Annotated in this window: 18 protein-coding genes; 14 read left to right on the top strand and 4 right to left on the bottom strand. The window is 40.4% G+C overall.

The annotated features are described in order from the left end of the window. The first annotated feature begins 145 nt into the window (after positions 1–145). From AQPE_RS21520 to AQPE_RS21535, 4 genes are all read left to right on the top strand, one after another. Positions 146–1,690 (top strand): sulfatase family protein, encoded by a 1,545-nt coding sequence (locus AQPE_RS21520; RefSeq protein ID WP_318348539.1) that lies wholly within the window; start codon positions 146–148, stop codon positions 1,688–1,690. A 117-nt stretch (positions 1,691–1,807) separates the two neighbouring features. Continuing rightward, the gene (locus tag AQPE_RS21525) at positions 1,808–3,016 is read left to right on the top strand and encodes an anaerobic sulfatase maturase (protein WP_318348540.1); all 1,209 of its coding nucleotides are present in this window, start codon (positions 1,808–1,810) and stop codon (positions 3,014–3,016) included. Positions 3,017–3,098: 82 nt separating this feature from the next. After that, positions 3,099–4,283, top strand: coding sequence for a formylglycine-generating enzyme family protein (locus AQPE_RS21530; protein ID WP_318348541.1), 1,185 nt, complete (start codon positions 3,099–3,101; stop codon positions 4,281–4,283). A 293-nt stretch (positions 4,284–4,576) separates the two neighbouring features. Beyond that, positions 4,577–5,008, top strand: coding sequence for a hypothetical protein (locus tag AQPE_RS21535; protein WP_318348542.1), 432 nt, complete (start codon positions 4,577–4,579; stop codon positions 5,006–5,008). Positions 5,009–5,027: 19 nt separating this feature from the next. Here the strand turns inward: AQPE_RS21535 and AQPE_RS21540 are convergent, their stop codons facing one another. From AQPE_RS21540 to AQPE_RS21550, 3 genes are all read right to left on the bottom strand, one after another. Then, positions 5,028–6,353, bottom strand: coding sequence for a sigma-54-dependent transcriptional regulator (locus AQPE_RS21540; protein WP_318348543.1), 1,326 nt, complete (start codon positions 6,351–6,353; stop codon positions 5,028–5,030). Positions 6,354–6,550: 197 nt separating this feature from the next. Then, complete coding sequence (locus AQPE_RS21545; protein WP_318348544.1) at positions 6,551–6,889, bottom strand: hypothetical protein; 339 nt, start codon at positions 6,887–6,889, stop codon at positions 6,551–6,553. Between the two features lie 285 nt (positions 6,890–7,174). Beyond that, complete coding sequence (locus AQPE_RS21550) at positions 7,175–9,571, bottom strand: alpha-ketoacid dehydrogenase subunit alpha/beta (protein WP_318348545.1); 2,397 nt, start codon at positions 9,569–9,571, stop codon at positions 7,175–7,177. An 844-nt stretch (positions 9,572–10,415) separates the two neighbouring features. Between AQPE_RS21550 and AQPE_RS21555 the strand changes: the two genes are divergently transcribed. Then, on the top strand, positions 10,416–10,754 hold the full coding sequence (locus tag AQPE_RS21555) for a hypothetical protein (protein WP_318348546.1): 339 nt from the start codon (positions 10,416–10,418) through the stop codon (positions 10,752–10,754). A 35-nt stretch (positions 10,755–10,789) separates the two neighbouring features. On the opposite strand, the gene AQPE_RS23940 is transcribed toward AQPE_RS21555, so the two are convergent. Continuing rightward, positions 10,790–11,116: a T9SS type A sorting domain-containing protein gene (locus AQPE_RS23940; RefSeq protein ID WP_404801026.1), complete on the bottom strand. Its 327-nt coding sequence runs from the start codon at positions 11,114–11,116 to the stop codon at positions 10,790–10,792. 305 nt (positions 11,117–11,421) lie between these two features. Between AQPE_RS23940 and AQPE_RS21560 the strand changes: the two genes are divergently transcribed. The 9 genes from AQPE_RS21560 to AQPE_RS21600 all read left to right on the top strand — a co-directional run bounded on the left by AQPE_RS21560 (position 11,422) and on the right by AQPE_RS21600 (position 21,608). Then, positions 11,422–12,309 (top strand): MurR/RpiR family transcriptional regulator, encoded by an 888-nt coding sequence (locus tag AQPE_RS21560; protein ID WP_318348547.1) that lies wholly within the window; start codon positions 11,422–11,424, stop codon positions 12,307–12,309. Positions 12,310–13,022: 713 nt separating this feature from the next. Beyond that, on the top strand, positions 13,023–13,979 hold the full coding sequence (locus AQPE_RS21565) for a family 43 glycosylhydrolase (RefSeq protein WP_318348548.1): 957 nt from the start codon (positions 13,023–13,025) through the stop codon (positions 13,977–13,979). A gap of 384 nt (positions 13,980–14,363) precedes the next feature. After that, positions 14,364–14,855: a glycoside hydrolase family 3 N-terminal domain-containing protein gene (locus AQPE_RS21570; RefSeq protein ID WP_318348549.1), complete on the top strand. Its 492-nt coding sequence runs from the start codon at positions 14,364–14,366 to the stop codon at positions 14,853–14,855. Next, a complete protein-coding gene (locus tag AQPE_RS21575) occupies positions 14,825–16,990 on the top strand; it encodes a glycoside hydrolase family 3 C-terminal domain-containing protein (protein WP_318348550.1) in 2,166 nt (721 codons plus the stop codon). Before AQPE_RS21570 ends, AQPE_RS21575 begins: the two co-directional genes overlap by 31 nt. 77 nt (positions 16,991–17,067) lie before the next feature. After that, positions 17,068–18,639, top strand: a complete 1,572-nt coding sequence (locus tag AQPE_RS21580; RefSeq protein ID WP_318348551.1) for an alpha/beta fold hydrolase — start codon at positions 17,068–17,070, stop codon at positions 18,637–18,639. Between the two features lie 352 nt (positions 18,640–18,991). Next, complete coding sequence (locus AQPE_RS21585; protein ID WP_318348552.1) at positions 18,992–19,312, top strand: site-specific integrase; 321 nt, start codon at positions 18,992–18,994, stop codon at positions 19,310–19,312. A gap of 58 nt (positions 19,313–19,370) precedes the next feature. Further along, positions 19,371–19,523, top strand: coding sequence for a site-specific integrase (locus AQPE_RS21590; RefSeq protein WP_318348553.1), 153 nt, complete (start codon positions 19,371–19,373; stop codon positions 19,521–19,523). A 234-nt stretch (positions 19,524–19,757) separates the two neighbouring features. Next, positions 19,758–20,312: an RNA polymerase sigma factor gene (locus AQPE_RS21595; protein ID WP_318348554.1), complete on the top strand. Its 555-nt coding sequence runs from the start codon at positions 19,758–19,760 to the stop codon at positions 20,310–20,312. Positions 20,313–20,582: 270 nt separating this feature from the next. Further along, the gene (locus AQPE_RS21600) at positions 20,583–21,608 is read left to right on the top strand and encodes a FecR family protein (RefSeq protein WP_318348555.1); all 1,026 of its coding nucleotides are present in this window, start codon (positions 20,583–20,585) and stop codon (positions 21,606–21,608) included. The last annotated feature ends 69 nt before the right edge of the window (positions 21,609–21,677 follow it).

The following is a 21,677-nucleotide window of genomic DNA, read 5'->3' on the forward strand; positions in this document are numbered from 1 at the left end:
AAAAAGTAAAAAATGAAATAGCCATAAGAGCTAAAGCTCACACAAACCGAAAACGAATAAATGGCTATTCCATGCGGTTGATAAGTTTTTCAAGCAGATTCTGTTAATACCAAAATTGCAACATGATAAACAAAAATTTATACACATGAAAAATATAAAAATTCTGGCTGCAACAATTGCCTTATCAAGTTTTAATACTTCGGTTAAATCAAACCCACTTCAATTGCCAAAATTAGAGAATAGTGGTAAACCCAGGAACGTTGTTTTTATTCTGTCAGATGACCATAGGTATGATTATATGGGATTTGTGGGGAAAGTGCCATGGCTTAAAACACCGAATATGGATCGCATGGCAGCTGAAGGTGCATATGTTAAGAATGCATTTGTCACTACTTCACTTTGCTCCCCGAGCCGTGCTTCTATTCTGACTGGGCTGTACTCACATACACATAAAGTAGTTGATAATGCAGCACCTCTTCCAAATGGATTAACCTTTTTTCCTCAGTATCTTCAGAAAGCAGGTTATCAAACAGGTTTCTTTGGCAAATGGCACATGGGTAATGATTCAGGAGAACCTCAGCCCGGGTTTAATCATTGGGAAGCTTTTCAAGGTCAGGGAGAATATTACAATCCAAGGATAAATACAAATGGTGTCTGGAAAAAATACCAAGATAGCACCTATGTGACAGATTTGCTCACAGAACATGCTATCGATTTCATGAAGGGACAAATAAAAGACAATAAACCATTCTTTGTTTATCTGTCGCATAAGGGTGTTCATGACAGTTTTCAGCCGGCCAAGCGACATAAAGGTATGTATGCGGGAAAGCCTTTGGTTATTCCAGAATCTTTTAATACACCTTATTACGGGTTAAAACAACTTCCAACGATTGACCCCCAAACAGGGAAAGCCGCACAGGGAAAGGATTATTATGGAGAAGATATGATGCCAAACTGGGTTAAAAATCAACGCGAAAGTTGGCATGGTGTGGATTATTCCTACCACGGACGCCCCTGGAAAGTTCAGGTGATTAATTATTGCGAAACTTTAATGTCTGTAGATGAGAGTATTGGTTCCGTTCTGGACTTTCTAAAAGAAGCAGGAATTGAGGATAATACATTAGTTATTTATATGGGTGATAATGGTTTTGCCTGGGGCGAACATGGGCTTATAGATAAACGTCAATTTTACGAAGAATCCGTAAGAGTTCCGATGTTGGCGCGATGTCCTGAGCTATTTAAAGGTGGTCAGGTTTTGGAAAAAATGGTGCAGAATGTGGATATTGCACCAACGATTTTGGCCTGTGCCGGATTAGACAAATCTGCGGAAATGGTAGGCCAGAACTTTATTCCTCTTTTGCAGGGCAAAGATATTCCATGGCGGAATCGTATTTTCTATGAATATTATTGGGAACATGAATTTCCGCAAACACCTACGATGCATGGAGTTAGAACGGATCAGTACAAATACATCAGATATTATGGCGTTTGGGATACAAACGAGTTATATGATTTAAAAAATGATCCTAACGAAATGCATAATCTCATTGAGGCTGTTGAACTTCAGGATACGATAAAACGATTAGATCATGATCTTTACGATTGGATGGAATCGACAGGGGGAATGTATATTCCACTTAAACGAACAGAACGGCCCCATTTTGATCATCGGAACAAAGGGAATTATTAACTTAAGTCAATTCTTCATAATACACTTGTCTCTTTTTTAGTTTTGGAGTTCTTTTCCTCTTTAACTTTCGTAGTTTAGAGGAGAAGAATTCCAATTAATACGACATAGCTATCATTTATGATTAAATACCGTCCGCTCACTTCAATCCTGATCAAGCCCTCGGGACCCGATTGTAACTTAGGTTGTACCTATTGCTTTTACCTTGAAAAGGAAGCACTTTTTCCTGAAACGAAAACTCATCCGATGACTGCGGAGATTCAGGAAGAACTGATCCGACAAGTGATGCAGCAATCGGGAGAATCGGTCTCCTTTGCTTGGCAGGGCGGCGAACCCGCTTTAATGGGGCTTGACTTTTACAAACGGGCCATCGAACTGGAAAAGAAATACGGGCACGGACAATCGGTTGGCAACGGCTTTCAAACCAACGGCACCTTGCTTAACCGTGAATGGGCTAAATTTTTCAAAGAATACGACTGGCTGATTGGCCTTTCGCTCGACGGGCCGCAGCACATTCACGATAAATACCGACTGGACAAAGGCCAGCACCCAACCTGGAGCAAAGTGGAAAGCGTTGCGCGTATGTTGCTCGAAGAAGGTGTTGCTGTAAATGCGATGTGCTGCATCACCGACTATTCATCGGATTTTGCTGAAGAACTTTATAACTACTATAAAAGTTTGGGATTAACCTGGATGCAGTTTATCCCGATTGTTGAAACCGACAAAAATGACCCATCGAAGGCTGCTTCTTTTTCGCTGACTGACGAAAAATATGGTCATTTTCTTGTAAAGTTGTTCGATTTATGGTATGCCGACATCAAAGACGGTGTGGCCACCACCTCGGTTCGCGATTTCGATTCGCTGTTTCATCATTACGTTGGGCTGGAACCGCCGGAATGTGTTCACAAGAAAGAGTGTGGCCCTTACGTAGTGATCGAACACAACGGCAATGCTTATTCGTGCGATTTCTTTGTGGAGCCACGTCACCGGCTGGGCAATATACGGCACAACCGGATTATCGACATGCTGAACTCGAAGAAGCAGGACGATTTTGGAAAGGCCAAAGCCCTGTTACCCCGCAAATGCAAGCAATGCCGCTGGTATAATAAATGCTATGGCGGCTGTACCAAAGACCGGATCAAAGATCCGCAGGATCAGCGTCAGCCGCGATTTTGCCTGGCCTACCAAATGTTGTTCGAACATGCCGACGAGCGACTGAAACAACTGGCTGACGATTGGCAGATAAGTCAGTCTGACTATACGCAGAGCCAACGGACAGGCGGTGTTTTTGATGCTTCGGACTATTTTCTAAAAAATCAGAAAAGGTAAACATCATCCGCTGTTTATTGGTTGTTTAAATAGCTTTTCAGCGCTTCAGTAATGAAAGATTGCCACTTTAAAATTTAAATTTATGAGACTCATGACAAAAGATATTCCTCTTTTCATCAAAGAAACGGCTTCATTACTTGCAGTTTTAGTGTCACTAAATGGGTGCCATTCGGTGTCGACCAAACAAAGCAATGAAAAGAATGTTGGAACTGACACTTTATCCAAAAAGGATACGGCCAGTTGCTGCACAAGCAATATGCCTTCGCGTTTTGGAGAAACAGCAGGCAATCAAACGGGAACATTAACTGCCTCACAAAACAAAGCAAGCCTGGACAACATGGTTTATATTCCTGGAGGAACATTTACCATGGGTGGTGATTCGGCTTGGGGACGCGCCGACGAGTTTCCGCGCCACCATGTAAAAGTTTCTCCCTTTTACATGGACAAACACGAAGTCACCAATGCCGAATTCCGAGCCTTTGTGAAGGCAACTGGATACATCACTACCGCCGAGCGGAAACCCAATTGGGAAGAATTGAAGACCCAACTTCCACCCGGAACACCACGTCCGCCTGATATTGTTTTGGTGGCTGCGTCGCTGGTCTTTTCTCCGCCGAATCATCCGGTTTCGCTCGATAATGCAGCTCAATGGTGGAGCTGGGTTCCGGGAGCCAGTTGGTTGCATCCCGAGGGCCTCAAAAGCACGATCGACGGGAAGGATAATTACCCGGTTGTACAGGTTTCGTGGGAAGATGCTCAGGCATACTCCAAATGGGCGGGGAAACGGCTTCCAACTGAAGCAGAGTGGGAATTTGCAGCCCGTTCAGGTAAAAACAATGTGATTTATCCCTGGGGAAATCAGCCCATCGATCAGGGTAATGTGAAGGCCAATAGCTGGCAGGGACATTTTCCGGATAAGAATACGGCAAAAGACAAGTATTATCGTGCAGCCCCGGTGATGTCGTTTGCGGCAAACGATTTTGGCCTTTACGATATGGCCGGAAATGTTTGGGAATGGTGCAGCGACTGGTATCGAAGCGATTATTACCAGCAATGTGAACAACAACACATCGCCGAAAACCCGCAGGGACCAACCGAACCGCTGGATGTTGACGAGCCTACCGTTCCCAAGCGTGTAACCCGTGGTGGCTCATTCCTGTGTACCGATCAGTATTGCTCCGGATTTCGCGTTTCGGCCCGCATGAAAACAAGCTGGGACACCAGCCTCGAACATACCGGGTTTAGATGTGTGGTATCGGCAAAATAACGTGAGTTTGATCTAAGCTAGATTAGATCGAACTCACGTTATTTAAGCAGCTGTTTAATCTTCTTGCCTCTTCTCGCAGCAGCATCTTTCCTCTCGTTATTTTATCGCCATTAGATTTTGCTTAACAAAAAGCTAAAGATTTTTTACGTGAACAGACTGCCCTGATTTTTAGGTTTTTTTTAGATTTCTTAAGAAAATTACTAAAAAAAAACGTCGTTATTCGTAGTTGAGAAAACGATGTCAGAATTCAATGTGTTGGAATATTTCCGTGAAAATGAAAACTTTTGAACCCAATGAAAAATCGATTTTCAGCATTTCCGTGCGCAGCAGCGGCAGTCAGTGATTCAGGAGTTGCCGAAAAAACAAAATACATCAGTTACCGGTTGGACAGTTTGATAGCCTTTTCAGGCGGCAATTCTGAAAGTTTCAGGCAAATAATGAATTCACTTATCCGTTCATGCAAAATAAATGTTAAACTTTTCAGTGTGTGTCTTCAAGAAAAAGACGATGAAGGTATTTCGGAGCTTTCGCATAAAATGCTTACGCTTTTCCGTCATTTGGAGGCCGCCGAAATTGTAGAGATGTTGGCACTTTTGGCGCAGAAGAAATCGGCTTTCATGGGTAGCCCATATTATTACAGACTTGGAAGATCTGTTCTGGAAATGATTGAGACGTTGATTCAAACCATCCAAAAAAATGAACCGGCCATAAACTATTCGGTGTAAAAACCATGAATCATTTCCTTTAAGGAATTTCGATCTGGTACAACTTTAATTTATTGTATAAAGTTTTACGGTCGATTTTAAGTAACCGCGCAGCCTTGCTTTTGTTATAATTCACGGTTTCCAGTACTTTTTGTATTAGTTCACTTTCTGAAGTTTCGTTGAATAACCTAAACTGCTCATCCTTTTGTTGAGTCCGATATATTTCCGGAGAAATTTCATTCAGACCTATTCTTCTCCCGGAAGAGAGCAAGGTTGCGCGTTTGACAACGTTTTTCATTTCGCGCAGATTTCCGGGCCAGGCGTAATTTCTGAAAACAGCTTCTACCTCTGGTTCAAAGCCTTGTACATCTTTATTCAGACTGCTATTGGCCTGGGCAAGAAAATGATGGGCAAAAAGCAAAATGTCGTCTTCCCGTTCACGAAGCGGTGGCATCTTGATTTCGAATTCGTTTAAGCGATGAAATAAATCGTCCCGAAAATTTCCTTGCTCCTGTGCCAGTTGCAGATTTTCATTGGTCGCTGCAATAATCCGCACATCTACCGGAATCTCATAATTGCTTCCCACAGGCTTGATCGAGCGTTCCTGCAAGGTACGCAACAATTGAATCTGGGTACTGTACGACAAGTTTCCAACTTCGTCAAGAAATAGCGTTCCTCCATTGGCTTGTTCAAAATGACCAGTTTTGTCGCTAATTGCTCCTGTAAATGATCCTTTGATATGGCCAAAAAACTCGCTGGCAACCAGTTCTGTTGGAATTGCACCACAATCAACCGCAACAAAGGGTTTTACGTTGCGCTGACTCAAGTTGTGTATTAAACGGGCAATATATTCTTTCCCAGTTCCACTTTCTCCAGTAATCAATACCGACAACGAAGTGGGAGAAACCAATTCAACATACCCTTTTAAATGAAGGGAAATTTTACTGGTCCCAAACAGGAAGTCGTTTTGCAATAAGTTGTTTGGGCGGTTATCCACAGGGGACACTTTTGCTTCCAAAGCTTCCCGAATAATATTTATAACTTCTTCGGGTTGAAAGGGTTTCGGGATATAATTAAAGGCACCTTGCCTGATCGACTGGATGGCTGTTGCAATATCGGCATATTCAGTCATCATGATGGTTTGTGTTTCAGGAGACTCGCGTTTTATCAGCCTGATGATCTCCATTCCACTGATGTCCGGCATGCGCAGATCTGTCAAGACAACATCATAAAACTGTTGCTTAACTATACTTTTTACCTTTTGTGGCGAAAAACTGGTGGTTACCCTAAATTTATGCCTCTCTAACAGTTTTTTCAACATCAGGCAAAAAGTAGCGTCATCATCAACAATAAGAATATTTGCCATTTATACGATTTGCGTTTGTACCGGTTTATTTTCAAAACGTAGGCTATTAACCATTTAGTATGGGTCTGCGCGTTGATATTAGAACAAAAAGACTATCCCAACTCGCTCGGGATAGTCTTTTTAACCACACAAAAACCATTAAATTGCTATTGATGGGACTATACTTAAATAATATTCTATTTTAAGTTGCCTCGATATCAATACTGTTCTTTCTTTTTATTCGCCGGTTGTTCAACTTTAATTACTTCTCCTTTTTCAGAAAGGATTAGCTCATACTTCAAGGTTCCTTTACTTATTTCAACCTTATAGTTGCCGTCGCTGCCAAGGAAAGAGTGGTCAATTTTGAAATCCTTATAATCTTTTGCGACGGCCTTCGTAACTGCTTCAGGAAGCTTATCGTTGGTGATTTCCTGATAGGTCACATCCTGCAACTGATTTGAAATAACTGTTTCCTGAACTTTGGCAGCTTCTGTAACCTGTGTCTGGGCCAGGCCAAGCATCAATGCAACTGCTGATAAAAACAATACTTTTTTCATGACGTTTAATTTTAATTGTTTTAATGAATTATTGTCATTTCAGGTATAAGCAAAAACATGCCAAAAAAATCGGATGAATTATTCTTATTGTTTATGCCGCTTAAAATCAGAATGTAACATAGTTAATATTCGAAAATAAATGTTCTTTGTTGCTGATTGTGAAGTGAGGAATCCACATGGCGACTGTGGAAAAAATCCACAAAAACTTTATTTAAAGCCGTTAATTTAGCATTGTACGGCTTGATAAAAGTTGATAAAGTGATGTGTTTAATTTATGAATGAAAACTATAGTACAGGGTAGCCTTTCACATTCACCTCGTGCATCATTTGGTAGATTTCTTCGAAAATTAATTCGACGTTTGGTTTTGTGAAATATTCTCCGTCGATTCCGTAAGCCGGACGGTGTTCCATGGCCGACAAAGTTCGTGGAGCGGTATCCAGATAATTAAACGCCTGCTGTTCCTGTAAAACTTTTTGCATCATATAGGCAGTGCCTCCGCCCGGAACATCCTCGTCGATAAAAATCACTTTGCTGGTCTTTTTTATCGATTTCAAAATCAGGTGATTTACATCGAAAGGCAATAACGTTTGAACATCAATTACTTCAACTGAAATATTTTTGATTTCCTTCAGGAGATGAGCTGCCTTCAGCACATGATGAACATTCCAGCCGTATGTTACAGCTGTAATATCGGTTCCTTCCTGAATAATTTCAGGAATGCCCAGTGGTACTCTGAAATCGCCCAGGTTGGTTGGCAGAGGTTCTTTCAGGTTATATCCTTTCAATGGTTCAATCACCAGGGCAGGATCGTTAGACTCCAGCAAAGTGTTATAGAATCCGGCGGCCTGAGTCATGTTTCGTGGAATGCAAAGATAAATTCCACGCAGGGAACCAAGGATGAGTTGAATCGGCGAGCCGGCATGCCAAATTCCCTGCAATTGATGTCCGCGTGTTCTGATGATAAGTGGAGCGGCCTGTTTGCCTAAAGTACGGTATTGCATACTGGCCAGATCGTCACTCAGTGTCGATTGGGCGTAGATTAAATAATCGAGGTACTGAATCTCTGCAATCGGCCGGAACCCCCTTAATGCCAAGCCAATTCCCTGCCCAATAATGGTTGTTTCCCTTATTCCGGTGTCAAAAACCCGGGATATTCCGTATTTCGCCTGCATGCCTTTCATTCCCTGGTTTACATCGCCCAGTTTTCCGGTGTCCTCACCAAAAGTGACCAAATTTGGGTGTTTTTCGAACAGCGCATCAAAATTCTGATTAAGAATCTGTGAACCATTTACCTGTGGCGGGTTTTCGGCATACCTGGCTGAAACATCTGTTACCTGAAGCGCCGAATCTTTTCCCTCACGGTAAAGGTTTGTGTTGTAAAACTTCCTGTTTTGTTCCCCGAATTTCTCAGACCATTTAATCAGTTCATTTCGTTCCTGAGTCAGGTTATTCTCTCCATGAATCTCAAAATTGATTCGTTTGGCAAAACTGTAAAACGCACGCCTTGTGGGGAATGTCTTAGCAGTAAGAGACTCAAGTTCATCGGTATAATTTGATATCCCAGCTGATTTCAGGTTGATTTGGTTAACGATAGCTGTGAGCGATCTTAATTCTGCCGAAAAACTACTTGTATAATGCTTCCATGCTTTGTTTCGTGCATTCAGAGCGTTTTTGGTAGCTCTGTTTTCAATTTCAAGAAGTGTATCCTGATCTGCTTTCCCGCTTTCCAGCAACCATTTCCTAAACTGTGCCACACAGTCAAACTCTTTTTCCCAATCAAGCTGCTCTTTTGACTTGTAATGTTCGTGCGATCCGGAAGTGGAATGACCCAACGGCTGGGTTACTTCCAGAATGTGAAATAATGCCGGATTTTGGGTTTGGCGGCATCGCTCAATGCCTTCAGCAAAGGTTTGTATCAATTTGGGGTAATCCCAGCCTTGGCAGGTATAAATTGAAATTCCATTGTTTTCTTTATCGTTTTCAAAACCTTTCAGCGCTTTGGAAATACTTGATTTTGTTGTTTGAAACTCGATGGGCACACTGATTCCAAAACCGTCGTCATAGACAGCTACAGCCAACGGAACCTGCATAACAGCAGCTGCATTAATGGTTTCGAAAAACATTCCCTCGCTGGTGCTGGCATCACCAATTGAGCCAAAAGCTACTTCATTTCCATCGACATTATTCTGAAGGTGCTTTTTTAATTCCGGATTTTGCCTTACCAATTTGGAGGCCTGGGCCAGTCCCAGTAAACGGGGCATCTGTCCGGCAGTTGGCGAAATGTCAGAAGCTGAATTGAACTGCTCCATCAGATTTTGTATCTGACCATCAGAATTTATATTTGCAGTGCTGAAATGATTGTTGAAATTTCGTCCTCCGGTTGATGGGTTGAAATCCATATCGGTATCGCCGTAAATCATGGCAAAAAATTCTTCTGGTTTCAGCAAGTCCAGCGCCAGCATGAATGTTTGGTCGCGATAGTACCCCGATCGCCAGTCGCCTTTTCGGAATGTTTTGGCAAACGCAACTTGCGCCAATTCCTTTCCATCGCCAAAGATTCCAAAGTGTGCACGTCCGTTGTGAACCTCTCTTCTTCCCAAAAGGCTCAACTGCCGGCTTAAACAGACCAGGTAATAGTCATTCAATGTATTTGCTGTAGCTTCATCTTCTTTAATATTCAACAGAGATATTTTTTCCAGATACATAAATTTCCGTTATTATATATACGAATTACAAACAGTAGAGAGTTCATTTTAGTTTTTGGGAAACCCATATATCGCTTTTGAATCGGTAAATGGCATCGTCCCAACAATAAACCCTACAATTAAAGCGCTCAGTACATAAAAAGTTCAAGCATTGTCTATTTGTTTTTTTATTCGTTGTATAAAAACCGAGACTATTAAAAGATATTTATGTGTTTAAGTGAAAATATTTGTGATTAAACCGGTTTGTGAGTGAGGGTGACGGATATTTCTAGAACCTCAAAAAAAGTGATTGATTTTGCTGTGAAAGTATGCCGTAATCGATTGATAATTTGAAGCTAAATAGATTTTAATGTCAAACAGATATTTCAAAATCGGCTGTATCCTGAAGAAATTATCTATAATCGTGAATTTGACCAATATCGAACCACCAGAGTAAACTCATTTTTCTTCCTTCAATACCGCAACTGAAGCGGGTTCTGGAACAAAATAAAAGCGGAGATTCTGTCAATTTTGACAAAACATCCGCTTTGGTGCCCAGAACAAGGACATTTTAAATTTTGTAGTTCGCTTATATTCAAGTAATTACCAGCTTTAATTTTTTATGGCCTCGATAAATACTCTGCATCAATATTGAAGAACGTATCATTCTGAACCAAAGATAATGAATATTTTTTAAACTAATATCGACTGGATTAATTAGAATAAATCCGATTTAAGTTTAAGATTATTCGATAAGCAGGAAGTTAAAAGTGATTATGCTGAATTTTTACAGATTACCAGTTCGAAATCAAATCTCACCAAACAAAATGTCAGCAGATTAGTGGAGATAACTCAAAAGGGGGCCTTTTTAATGAACGCCAACTATGAATGGCTTGATGATTTTAAATCAGATGTCTCTGATAAAATCGTTGATACTTTGGTGGCATACGCTGAAAAATGTGATTTAAAAACAGATGCTGAGTTCATCGTTCATTTGGCTGATTGTATTTTTAATTTCGACCGAAGTAATGAAGACGCAATCATACTAAAATGTAAGGCTGAATATTGCTTAGGAAAGCATAGTCTGGGAAAATTGACATATGAGAAATTTATCAAGGAATACAAACAATTGTATAATGAAGAGTATAAAAGATCCTTTAATGAATTAATCAAATTTTAAATCATTGTAATTTGAACATTTAATTTGGCAGTCTATTAAAGAATGATTTTTTGGCTGTAAACTACCCATTTATTCGTCACTTTAACAACATATATTCCATTGCTCAATTTGGTTGGCACTTCAGTCTTGCTTAGCACAAAATCAAACATTAGTACACCAGAAAGGTCATATATTTTGATATTAGATTTTAAAGCGACATTATTAAATGCAAGGGTCTGATTTCTTGAAGTGATAAATTGAAGTTTCTCATCGGCTTTAACTTGGTGGCAAATTGCTGCAGAATCATCCTTTTTTGTGTAGACAAGAATATCATCAAAATAAGCCAGGTATGACCCTGAAGAAGTAGGTATATCGAATGCTATAAGGCGATGTTGTTATGGTCGTCAGCGGAAACTGATCAGGATGCGATTCTCTGTTAATTTCTTTTGTATGACTTTGGCTATTGCTGTTTGGGGATTTGATTCTGCTAAAGGATTTGCCTATATGATATGGACACTTGCCTGATTTCCTAACTTTAAATGGAGAATATAAGTCTGCGTTAAACTGCTATCCGAAAAAATGGGGTAACAATTGGATCTATTTTCATTGATAGTATAAAATGTATAAATTTATCCCGTTGCACACAACGAAGTAATTTGGATTACTCAAGGAATCAATAGAGAAATAAATGACTAGTACAGGCAAAACATTAAAAGGTAGTTGTATTTTAAGAATTAATGGCGTTTACGATTCTCTTAAAACTGCCGATAAACGCCTGGCAGATTTTATTCTTCATAATACAGAACGCATTGTCAATTTCACGATAGTAGAACTTGCCGAAAATTCGAATACCAGCTATGCAACGATATCAAGGTTTTGCCGAAAAATCGGGTTTTCGGGATTCAAGGAGCTTAAAAATAATCTGACTAGCGATATTCTGGCCAGTAAGAATCTCGAAGAGATGATCGATGGCTTCACAATCAATTCAAATGCTTCGACTGAACAGGTTTGCGAAAGAGTGTACAAGCTTTCTTCAAAAATTCTTGAAGAGAGCATGGCAATAATTGACTATTTGGCAATCGACCTTGCTGTTGAGAAATTAACAAGTGCAAAAAATGTTTTTTTTATCGGAGCCGGCGCATCCGGTATCAGTGCTAGATATGCCTACTCGAAATTCTTCAGGATAGGTATTCCCTGTTATCACGAGGCAGATTCGACTCTCTATAAAATGAAGGTATCAATCCTGACTGAGAACGACGTTTTGTTTGTGATTTCTTCTTCCGGCCGGACTGCCGAAATAGTTGAATGTGCAAGAGTGGCAAGTGCGAACAATATTTATGTGATCAGTTTAAGCGATTTTGCCATTTCTCCGTTAACAAAGGTATCCAACACAAACCTGTACACCACTCCCCGGAATGCGAACCTTTTTTTAGATATTGATATGCCTCTCATAATTGGACAGATTACCATTATTGATATTCTATACTCTTGTTGTTGTTTAAAGATGTCAGAAAAATCTTCTTCGTTGTACAACAAGACAAAACAGTCCACCGACGCTGAAAAGCTGAAATTTTAATTTTCAGCCGGGTTAAAATTTAATTTAACCTTCGACCTGCTTTATATTGCAGAATCCAATAATTATCTGAATGATTGGATTTTGCTTTCGGAATAAAAATCATTCCCGATGCCTCAATTCCTAAATTGAGATCAATTTCTATCAATCCCTGTCTTTTTCTAAAATAAAAGATCTTAAAAATATCATACAAATATATTTTGTATGATATAAGTAAATATATTTGTATCATTTATGAGTTCAAAATTTTTGTATTTAAATTCTTGATTATTGTATTATTACATTGAATATTAGATTAAAACATTATCTATTTTTAAAAATTAGAGTTTCAATATTGAATTAATATATATCTTAAATTGACAATTTAAAAAGATATAAAAATTTCTGAAATGATTACATCTCTATTTGAAAAAAATACGAAACCCGACAATCCCCGAATTTATCTGGCAATGAATAACTGCTTTGTATCGAAGCGTTGGACAAGGCCATCCGAGTGGCTTAAAATTATAAATGAAATTGGGCCGATCTCGCAATGGGAGGTAATAGAACTCAAACCTTTAGAAATAGAATTACCTAATGATCGGAAATAGAAATTAACAAAGTTTGGAGTTGAACCAAATTGGCACAATCGAATAGCTTATGTTCCTGTCCAGGACTAGTTCCGGTATAAAATTTCAATTTGGATTTTTAAATAACACCATTAATTTTTAATAACAATGAAGACGATTAGAATTTTTTTTGCTTTGATGCTCACCCTGTTTTCTGTTGGATGTTTTGCTCAGAGCAACCCTTTTGTGACTGATATTTACACTGCCGACCCATCGGCCCACGTGTGGAAAGATGGTCGTTTGTATGTTTACCCTTCACATGATGTTTCTCCGCCACGCGGATGTGATTTAATGGACCAATACCATGTGTACTCTACCAAAGACATGGTTCACTGGAAAGATCATGGTGTCATTCTGAGTTCGAAAGATGTCGAATGGGGTCGCAAGGAAGGTGGTTTTATGTGGGCACCTGACTGTGCTTACAAGAATGGGAAATACTATTATTATTTTCCTCATCCAAGTGATACACGGTGGAATAATTCGTGGAAAATCGGTGTGGCAGTGAGCAAACACCCGGCCAAAGACTTCAACGTAGTGGGCTATATTAAAGGATTGAAATCGATGATTGACCCATGTGTGTTTGTAGATGACAATGGGCAGGCGTATTTATTTTACGGTGGCGGCGGTAAATGCGAAGGTGGCAAACTGAAAGACAACATGATCGAAGTTGATGGCGAAATGAAGCCGATGGAAGGGTTGGTCGATTTCCATGAAGCCTCATGGGTACACAAGAGCAATGGCGTTTATTACCTGTCGTATTCCGACAACCATGATGAGGGCGATGACAAGGAAGGGGTAAAAGGAGACAACCGGATGAGGTATGCCACAAGTAACTGCCCGCTGGGGCCATGGAAATACCAGGGGATCTACATGGATCCGACCGACAGCTACACCAATCATGGTTCAATTGTTGAATATAAGGGGCAGTCGTACGCTTTTTACCATAATAGTAAATTGTCAAGTGATAATGGGAAGTTTAATGATTGGCAAAGATCGATTTGCGTAGATAAACTTTTTTATAATCCGGATGGAACAATTCAAAAAGTGATTAAGACCAATAAATAAATTTGGGTGATGGGTTACTTGATTTTGTTGACCTCTGATACAACCTTTTAAAACATCGCTTGGTTTGCTTCTCACCGCCATATTGATTATCCTTCAAAAATGATGCCTACCAGTATTGTTACATCTATAAATATGAAGTGAATATTCCCAAAGGTGCTCAGAAAGTAACGCTTCCGAATAACCGCAGAATCATAGTTTTTTCGCTGACAGTTGCCGAGAATAATAGTGATGGTGGTAAAGTTCTTCAACCTTTGTATGACTACTTTGATAATGCAAAAGATTTCGAGTTAGGGCAAGATAAAACCCCTGTACCCACTCTTTGAAAATAGAAAAATGAAGCTTCCGGGTTCTGGACAAAAACACAACTGATAAAACAATTCAAAGATGAAATTTCAAAAGAAAAGTATTTATTTAATTGTCACGATTGCTATCATCAGCATGATCTCCTGTCAGAACAAATATAAATTTCCATTTCAGGATCCGGCTTTATCCATCGAAAAACGGGTCGACGATTTGGTGTCGAGGATGACGCTTGAGGAGAAAATTGGTCAGGTGGTGAGTGATGCCGATTCAGTTTCGCGTTTGGGAATTCCAAAATACAACTGGTGGAATGAATGTTTGCATGGCGTTGCCCGTGCCGGTAATGCAACTGTTTTCCCTCAATCGATCGGTATGGCGGCTACATGGGACACTGCTCTAATTCATAAACTGGGTAATGCCATCTCTGATGAAGCAAGGGCAAAACACCATAATTATAAAAATCAGGAGCAGTTCAGATTTTTCAGGGGCTTACTTTCTGGAGTCCCAATATTAATATCTTTCGCGATCCCCGTTGGGGAAGAGGTATGGAAACCTATGGCGAGGACCCGTTTCTAACAGGTAGCATTGGCGTTCAATTTATTAAGGGATTACAAGGGAATGATCCCAAGTACTTCAAAGTAATAGCAACATCAAAGCATTATGTGGTTCACAGTGGCCCAGAGATCGGCCGACATTCTTTTGATGCTGTTGTAACCGATCGTGATATGCTGGAAACTTACACGCCTGCATTCCTGATGACAGTAAAGGAAGCCAATGTTCAGTCGGTTATGTGCGCTTACAACCGTACCAATGAACAGGTATGTTGCGGAAGCAACCATTTGTTAACCGAGCTGTTACGGGATTCAATGGGTTTCAAAGGCTACATTGTTTCGGATTGCGATGCCATCGAAGATTTTTATACCGGGCATAAAATTGTTAATACGAAACCTGAAGCTGCTGCGATGGGAGTAAAAGCCGGAAACGACCTAAATTGCGGGAGGACCTATAAGGGATTGCTTGAAGCTGTTAAAACCGGTCTGCTTACTGAAGCCGAAATTGATGTATCCTTAAAACGATTGATGAAGGCACGTTTTGAACTTGGTATGTTTGATCCTGACGAAATGGTTCCTTACGCGAAGATTCCTTTATCAGTTGTCGAATCTGACGAACATGTTAAGATTGCAGAAGAGGCTGCCAGAGAATCTATGGTATTGCTGAAAAATTCGAACAACCTCCTTCCTTTGGATAAAGCTGTAAAAACTTTAGCGGTGATAGGACCAAATGCAAATGATGTAGAAGTGATGTATGCCAACTACAATGGTTATTCCAGGAATCCGGTTACCCCGCTTGACGGGATCAAAAAGAAATTGCCCAATACGAAAGTACTGTATGCCCGTGGCTGTAACCTTGCTGAAAACTTGCCTGCCCTGGAGATTATACCCAACGAAATGCTTTTCACTGCATCGGACATGAAAAAGCATGGGCTAAAAGGTGAATATTTCCCGAACCGTAATTTTAAGGGTCAACCCCAAATGAGACGCGTGGACGATAAAATTGAATTTAACTGGTGGGACGGTACTCCTGGCAAAGGCTTCGATGACAACAATTTTAGCGTACATTGGAGTGGATTTATAAAGGCACCAAAAACCGGTGAATATTACATTGGCGGAGAAGGTGGACATAAGTATCGGATGGAATTTAATGGGGAGCGGATTGTCAAATTCTTTACCCCTGACAATCCTTCAAAAGTTTATAGAAAGAAAACACTTGAAGCCGGAAAATGTTACCCTGTAGATATCTACTTTACCGATACTTGCAGAATGGCATCCATGAATCTTTTATGGCAAGTGCCTGGTGCAGATCTGAAAAAAGAGGCCATGGATATTGCAACAAAAGCCGATGTAATTGTGATGTTTATGGGATTATCACCAAGACTCGAAGGTGAAGAAATGGATGTTGAAGTGAAAGGTTTTAAAGGAGGTGACCGTATTAGTCTCGGTCTTCCTGATGTTCAGTCAGATCTTATCAAATCGATTCAATCTCTCGGCAAACCTGTTGTTTTAGTATTACTAAATGGCAGCGCTGTTTCCATCAACTGGGAAAAAGAAAATATTCCGGCCATACTAGAAGCATGGTACCCGGGGCAGGCTGGTGGTACTGCTATTGCTGACATCCTTTTTGGCGATTACAACCCTTCGGGACGTTTGCCAATCACCTTTTATAAATCGGCTGACGACCTGCCCGATTTTAGCAATTACAACATGGAGGGGAAAACCTACCGCTATTTCAGGAAAGAACCGCTATTTGAATTTGGTCATGGATTAAGCTACACGACTTTTACATACAGCAATTTGAATGCGCCGAAAACCATATGTGCAGGAGAATCGGTTAAAGTTTCTGTAACAGTAACAAATTCCGGGAAAACAGATGGAAATGAAATCGTTCAGTTATATATATCCAACCGAACGGCTACTGTTCCGATTCCCATTCGAACTTTAAAGGGATTTGCTAAAATATTTCTAAAAGCCGGAGAAGCTAAGGTTGTTGAAATGATCCTCAAGCCAGAAGACTTCTCAATCATCAACGAATCGGGGAAAAGAATTATCCAGTCCGGTCAATTTCTGTTATCAATGGGTGGTTGCCAACCAAGTGAATCTTCTTTGACTTCCAAGAAGGTGTTAACAGCAGAGTTAAGTTTAAAAAAGGAATAGCATATCGGAATCGTCAAAATGAAAACCGCGTTAAATGCGGCATTGAGTTGATACGAAACAAAAAATAATAAATAAAAATGAAAAAGAATGAATCAACATTAAACAGGAATAATTTTCAGTCAAAGATGAAATGTAATGCTGCATTAATTTTTATTGCATGTATTGCTTTTATTCTTGGAATTGCACCGGTATCTGCACAAAATTCAGGGTTCGGTTCTGAAAAAACTTCCTGGCATGGATATGACCGGTACGATTTTGTGATGGACGAGCAAACTCTGGAAATAACCCCAATCAAAGCGCCGGAAGGTGAAAAAAATGGTGTTGGGGCTCCGGAAAAGGGACAGCGACGTTGTATTGTGATCGTTCCAAAGATTGCAGCGCCAGGCAATCCATGGTCGTGGCAAGCCTGCTATTGGGATCACCGGCCCCAGGCCGAGGTGGAACTGCTCGGGCGTGGTTTTCACATTGCTTTCATCACCCCCGACCCGGGCAAGCAGTGGGACGCATGGTACACTTTCCTGACGGAGAAGCATGGGTTGTCGAATAAACCGGCGTTCGACGGCATGAGCAAGGGCGGCGTAAATGCTTATCAATGGGCCACTGCCAATCCTGACAAGGTTTCTGCGATTTACGCCGACAACCCCGCTATTAGGCAAGAAGATATTTCGAAGATGGTAGAACTCGCCAGGCGCGACGTGCCGTTGCTGAACGTTTGTGGCAGCCTCGATTTTGTCCTGGGTTGTACAAAGGCCGTCGAGAACGTTTATCACCAAGCGGGAGGCCGGATCACCATCATGATCAAGGAAGGCGCCGCCCATCATCCGCACAGTTTGCAGGATCCCAAGATAATCGCCGACTTCATCGAACAGGCTCAGGCCGCTCCGGCCGCCCAGCCTGCTTTCCTTGACGACTCCTACGTCAAGTCCTCTTATTACAGCGTCGGGAATTCCTACATCTACCTCCCAAAGGAGGATACTTACGCCACTTGCCGGGGACCGCAGTTCTCCCCGTGCTATGACCGTTATGACAAGACCATCCGGTCGTGGGGAAACACTGGTCTGGCAGTGCTCGTGCCGAAAAATCCGGCCCCCGGGAAGTTGTGGGTTATGCGCGCAGATCGCATCGACCGTACTACTTCGGAGATTGATCTGGCTTTGCTCGCCAAGGGGTATTATATCGTCGCCCCGCCGCTGCTTGCACAGCGAGGCCCGCAGCGTGAGGATTGGAATGCTGTTTATAAACTCATGACCGACGCTGGTTTCTCCAAAAAGCCGGCACTGGAAGGCATCGGCGCGAGCGCCGGGGAGGCATACGCCTGGGCTGTCGAAAATGCGGACAAGGTTTCGTGCATCTACGGCGAGAACCCCGTCTTGCGCGGCACAATGGTCACGAAGGGAAATCCTGACGAAGACGCAAAAGTGCCGCACATTGATGATCTTTCGCCGCTCGCCAAAGCTGGAGCGTCGATCTTGCATGTTTGCGGCAGCCTCGATCCATGGCTCGGCCGCGAAACACGGGTGGCGGAGAAGAAATACAAGAAACTTGGCGGAAACTTTAAGGTGATCATCCACAAGGGTGATGGCCATTTTGCAATTGGATCGGAGGATCCGAAACCAGTAGTGGATTTCATCGTGGACAAAACACAGTAATCTGTGGAGTAGGGTGGGTATTAAAGATAGGTATAGATAACACACTGATCAGTGATCACGTCTTGTTTTTATAATTCGAAGGAATGTTCATGCCATTGCTTTTGGTTGACAGGGCAGGCCGAAGGGATGCTAAATAAAAAGATTCTATTAACAATGGAAACTTCCATGATAAAAAAAATCAAATCCTATTTATAATCTAAACATCAAACAAAATGAAAATCAAGAGTCTTTTTTCTATACTTGTTGGAGTGTTGCTGCTTTTTATCTGTGCATCAGTACAAACTAGCAAGAAAACTCCGCTCGACTACGTAAACCCTAATATTGGAGGGGTAGGTTATCTGCTGGTCGCAACATGAATTCGATTTCTTGCGATCGTTACAGTTCATTCAAAGTTTCCCGTAATGAAACTCACTGCGATTGCCTAACAATTCAGGAACTGGGGCAAATCAGAAATAAGGAGATCGGTAAATTCAGAATGGAGACCATTCGCGACATATTCATTTTTGCGTGTTATACCGGATTGGGCTATGCAGAACTAAAAAAGTTGAACAGTACACATATCCATCAAGGAAATGATGACGGAGAATGGCTCATTATTGACCGGACCAAGACAGATATCCGGTGTAGAGTTCCTTCTATTACCTCAAGCCAAAGCCATATTGCCGAAATATGAAAATTTCCCCGTAATCCAGAACAGAGGGAAATTGCTTCCTGTGCGCTCAAACCAAAAAATGAATGAATATCTCAAAGAACTAGCAGGCATATGTGGAATCAAAAAGAATTTATCTATGCATGTAGCCCGTCATACATTTGCCACATCAGTAACCCTGTCGAACGGTGTTCCGATAGAAACCCTTTCAAAGATGTTGGGACTACTTCATTAAAGAAAAGATTCAAATAAACCTATAAACCTAAAGAAGCAGAAATAAACATTTCTGATTTAAATAAGTATGGTATGGAACCTAATCTGAATTTGTTACAACGAAATAGAACCTCGTACAATTAATCCTTTTTGCATGAATTCTCATAATATTGAATTCATTTTTTAGATTTGTCAGGTGAAAATATAAATCAGCACTCTCTCACAGAAACTAATGATACCTATAGAGTCCAAAATATTGAAGGAATTAAAGAAGGGGGATCATTTCGCTTTTGAAAAAATATTTGAACGATATAGTAAGCAATTGTTTCAATTCTCATTGAGCTACTTAAAGTCAGAAGAAGCGGCTGAAGATATTGTACAGGAAGTTTTTATTAAAATCTGGAACAATAGAAAAGAACTAAAAACGGATACGTCTTTCCAATCTTACCTGTTTACAATAGCGCTTAACTCAATCCGTAAATATTTTAATCAACTTTCAAGGTTAAACGAATTAAAGCATGATATTTTATTTGATTCATCTGGACTCAAATCTGATTTCGATGACCGTTCCGATTATCAGGCAATGTTGGATAAACTGGAGGAATTGATTAAACAGATGCCTGAAAAACGCAAGGAAGTTTTCATCAAAAAGAAGATCGAAGAGAAATCGCTGAAAGAAATTTCTGAAGAATTAAATATTAGCACGAAAACGGTGGAATACCATATTACTGAAGCCATGCGATTTTTAAAGAGTGAGTTTGATAAACTACAGATTCAAGGTTTAATATTCTTTCATCTTTTTATTGGTTAATCCGCGATCCTCTGCCGTCAATCCCAATTGTTGTAAACAATTGAATTGCCTTATAAGCTTTTGATTTTCTGAAAACCCGGCCTTATTCTTACTACGTATTTCATTTTACTATATCTGTATGTTGCAATACTACAGTATCTTAATAATGCTAGATTTGTTTTTTTTTAGGAATATCAAAAAAAGTGAAGAAAGATTATTTTTTCACTAGGGATATCCATTGTTTCAGGATATAATGACAGAAGTTTGATTTAAAGGTTTAGATATAAAACCATGGAAAATAAAATCAACTATAAAACACTACTCGATTTTTCAAAAGGGAAATACTCGTATAACGAGTATTTGGATATAAAACATTGGTTTACCAATGTCAGAAATGATATAGAGGTCGAAGAACAATTGTTTAACCAATGGCAAGGATTTTCCGACAGCGCAAATACCAAGTCCCTTCATTCTATTTTTGAGAAAATACAGTATAATATATTACTTGAAGAGAAAAAAAATGAGAAGGGAAAGAGTATCTGGCAATATTATCGGCAGGTGGCTGCTATTTTAATTCCGTTAATCGCAATTTCTGCTTCATTGTATTTTTTCACCAAACCGAGCCAAACAACTGCACAGGCATGGCTAGAAATTAATGTTCCTGAAGGTGCTAGGATCGAATTTTTGCTTCCCGACAGCACTTCAGGTTGGTTGAACAGCGGAGCAAAACTAAAATATCCGGTTGAATTTACCAGTCATCGAAAAGTTGAACTCATGGGTGAAGCATTTTTTAATGTTAAGCATAGGGAGCATTCTGATTTTACTGTTGGAGTGAAGGATATGAATATAAAAGTTTTAGGAACGAAGTTTAATGTGTCTGCCTATGCCAACGAAGCTGTTACCGAGATTGTTTTGAAAGAAGGGAAAGTTGAGGTAAAAGGCAAAACAGCAACATTTAATCAAGTTCTTCATCCTGGTGAAAAAATATCATATAATCACGAAAAAAACTCTCTTGATAAATTGGCTGTTGACCCGAATATTTATTCAGCATGGACAAGTGGGTATTTGGTAATTGATAATGAACCTTTGGAGCAAGCAGCAAAAAAACTTGAACGATGGTATGGTGTTGAGATTTCAATTCAGGATGAGTCACTGAAAAAATTCAGGTTTAAGGCAACCTTTAAGGAGGAGTCACTTGATGAAGTTTTACGGTTTATTGCTATGACAACACCAATAACCTACAAAATAGAAACCCGGGGTCAAGACTCGAACGGAATTCTAAAAAAGAAACAAGTAATAATAAAACTTAAACGATAAAATGCAAAACAGGAAAGTGTTTGCAGCACTTTCCTGAAAGGTTGCAGAGCGAAGAACAACAAATTTTAA

The organism is Aquipluma nitroreducens (genome assembly GCF_009689585.1).
GTDB lineage: Bacteria > Bacteroidota > Bacteroidia > Bacteroidales > Prolixibacteraceae > Aquipluma > Aquipluma nitroreducens.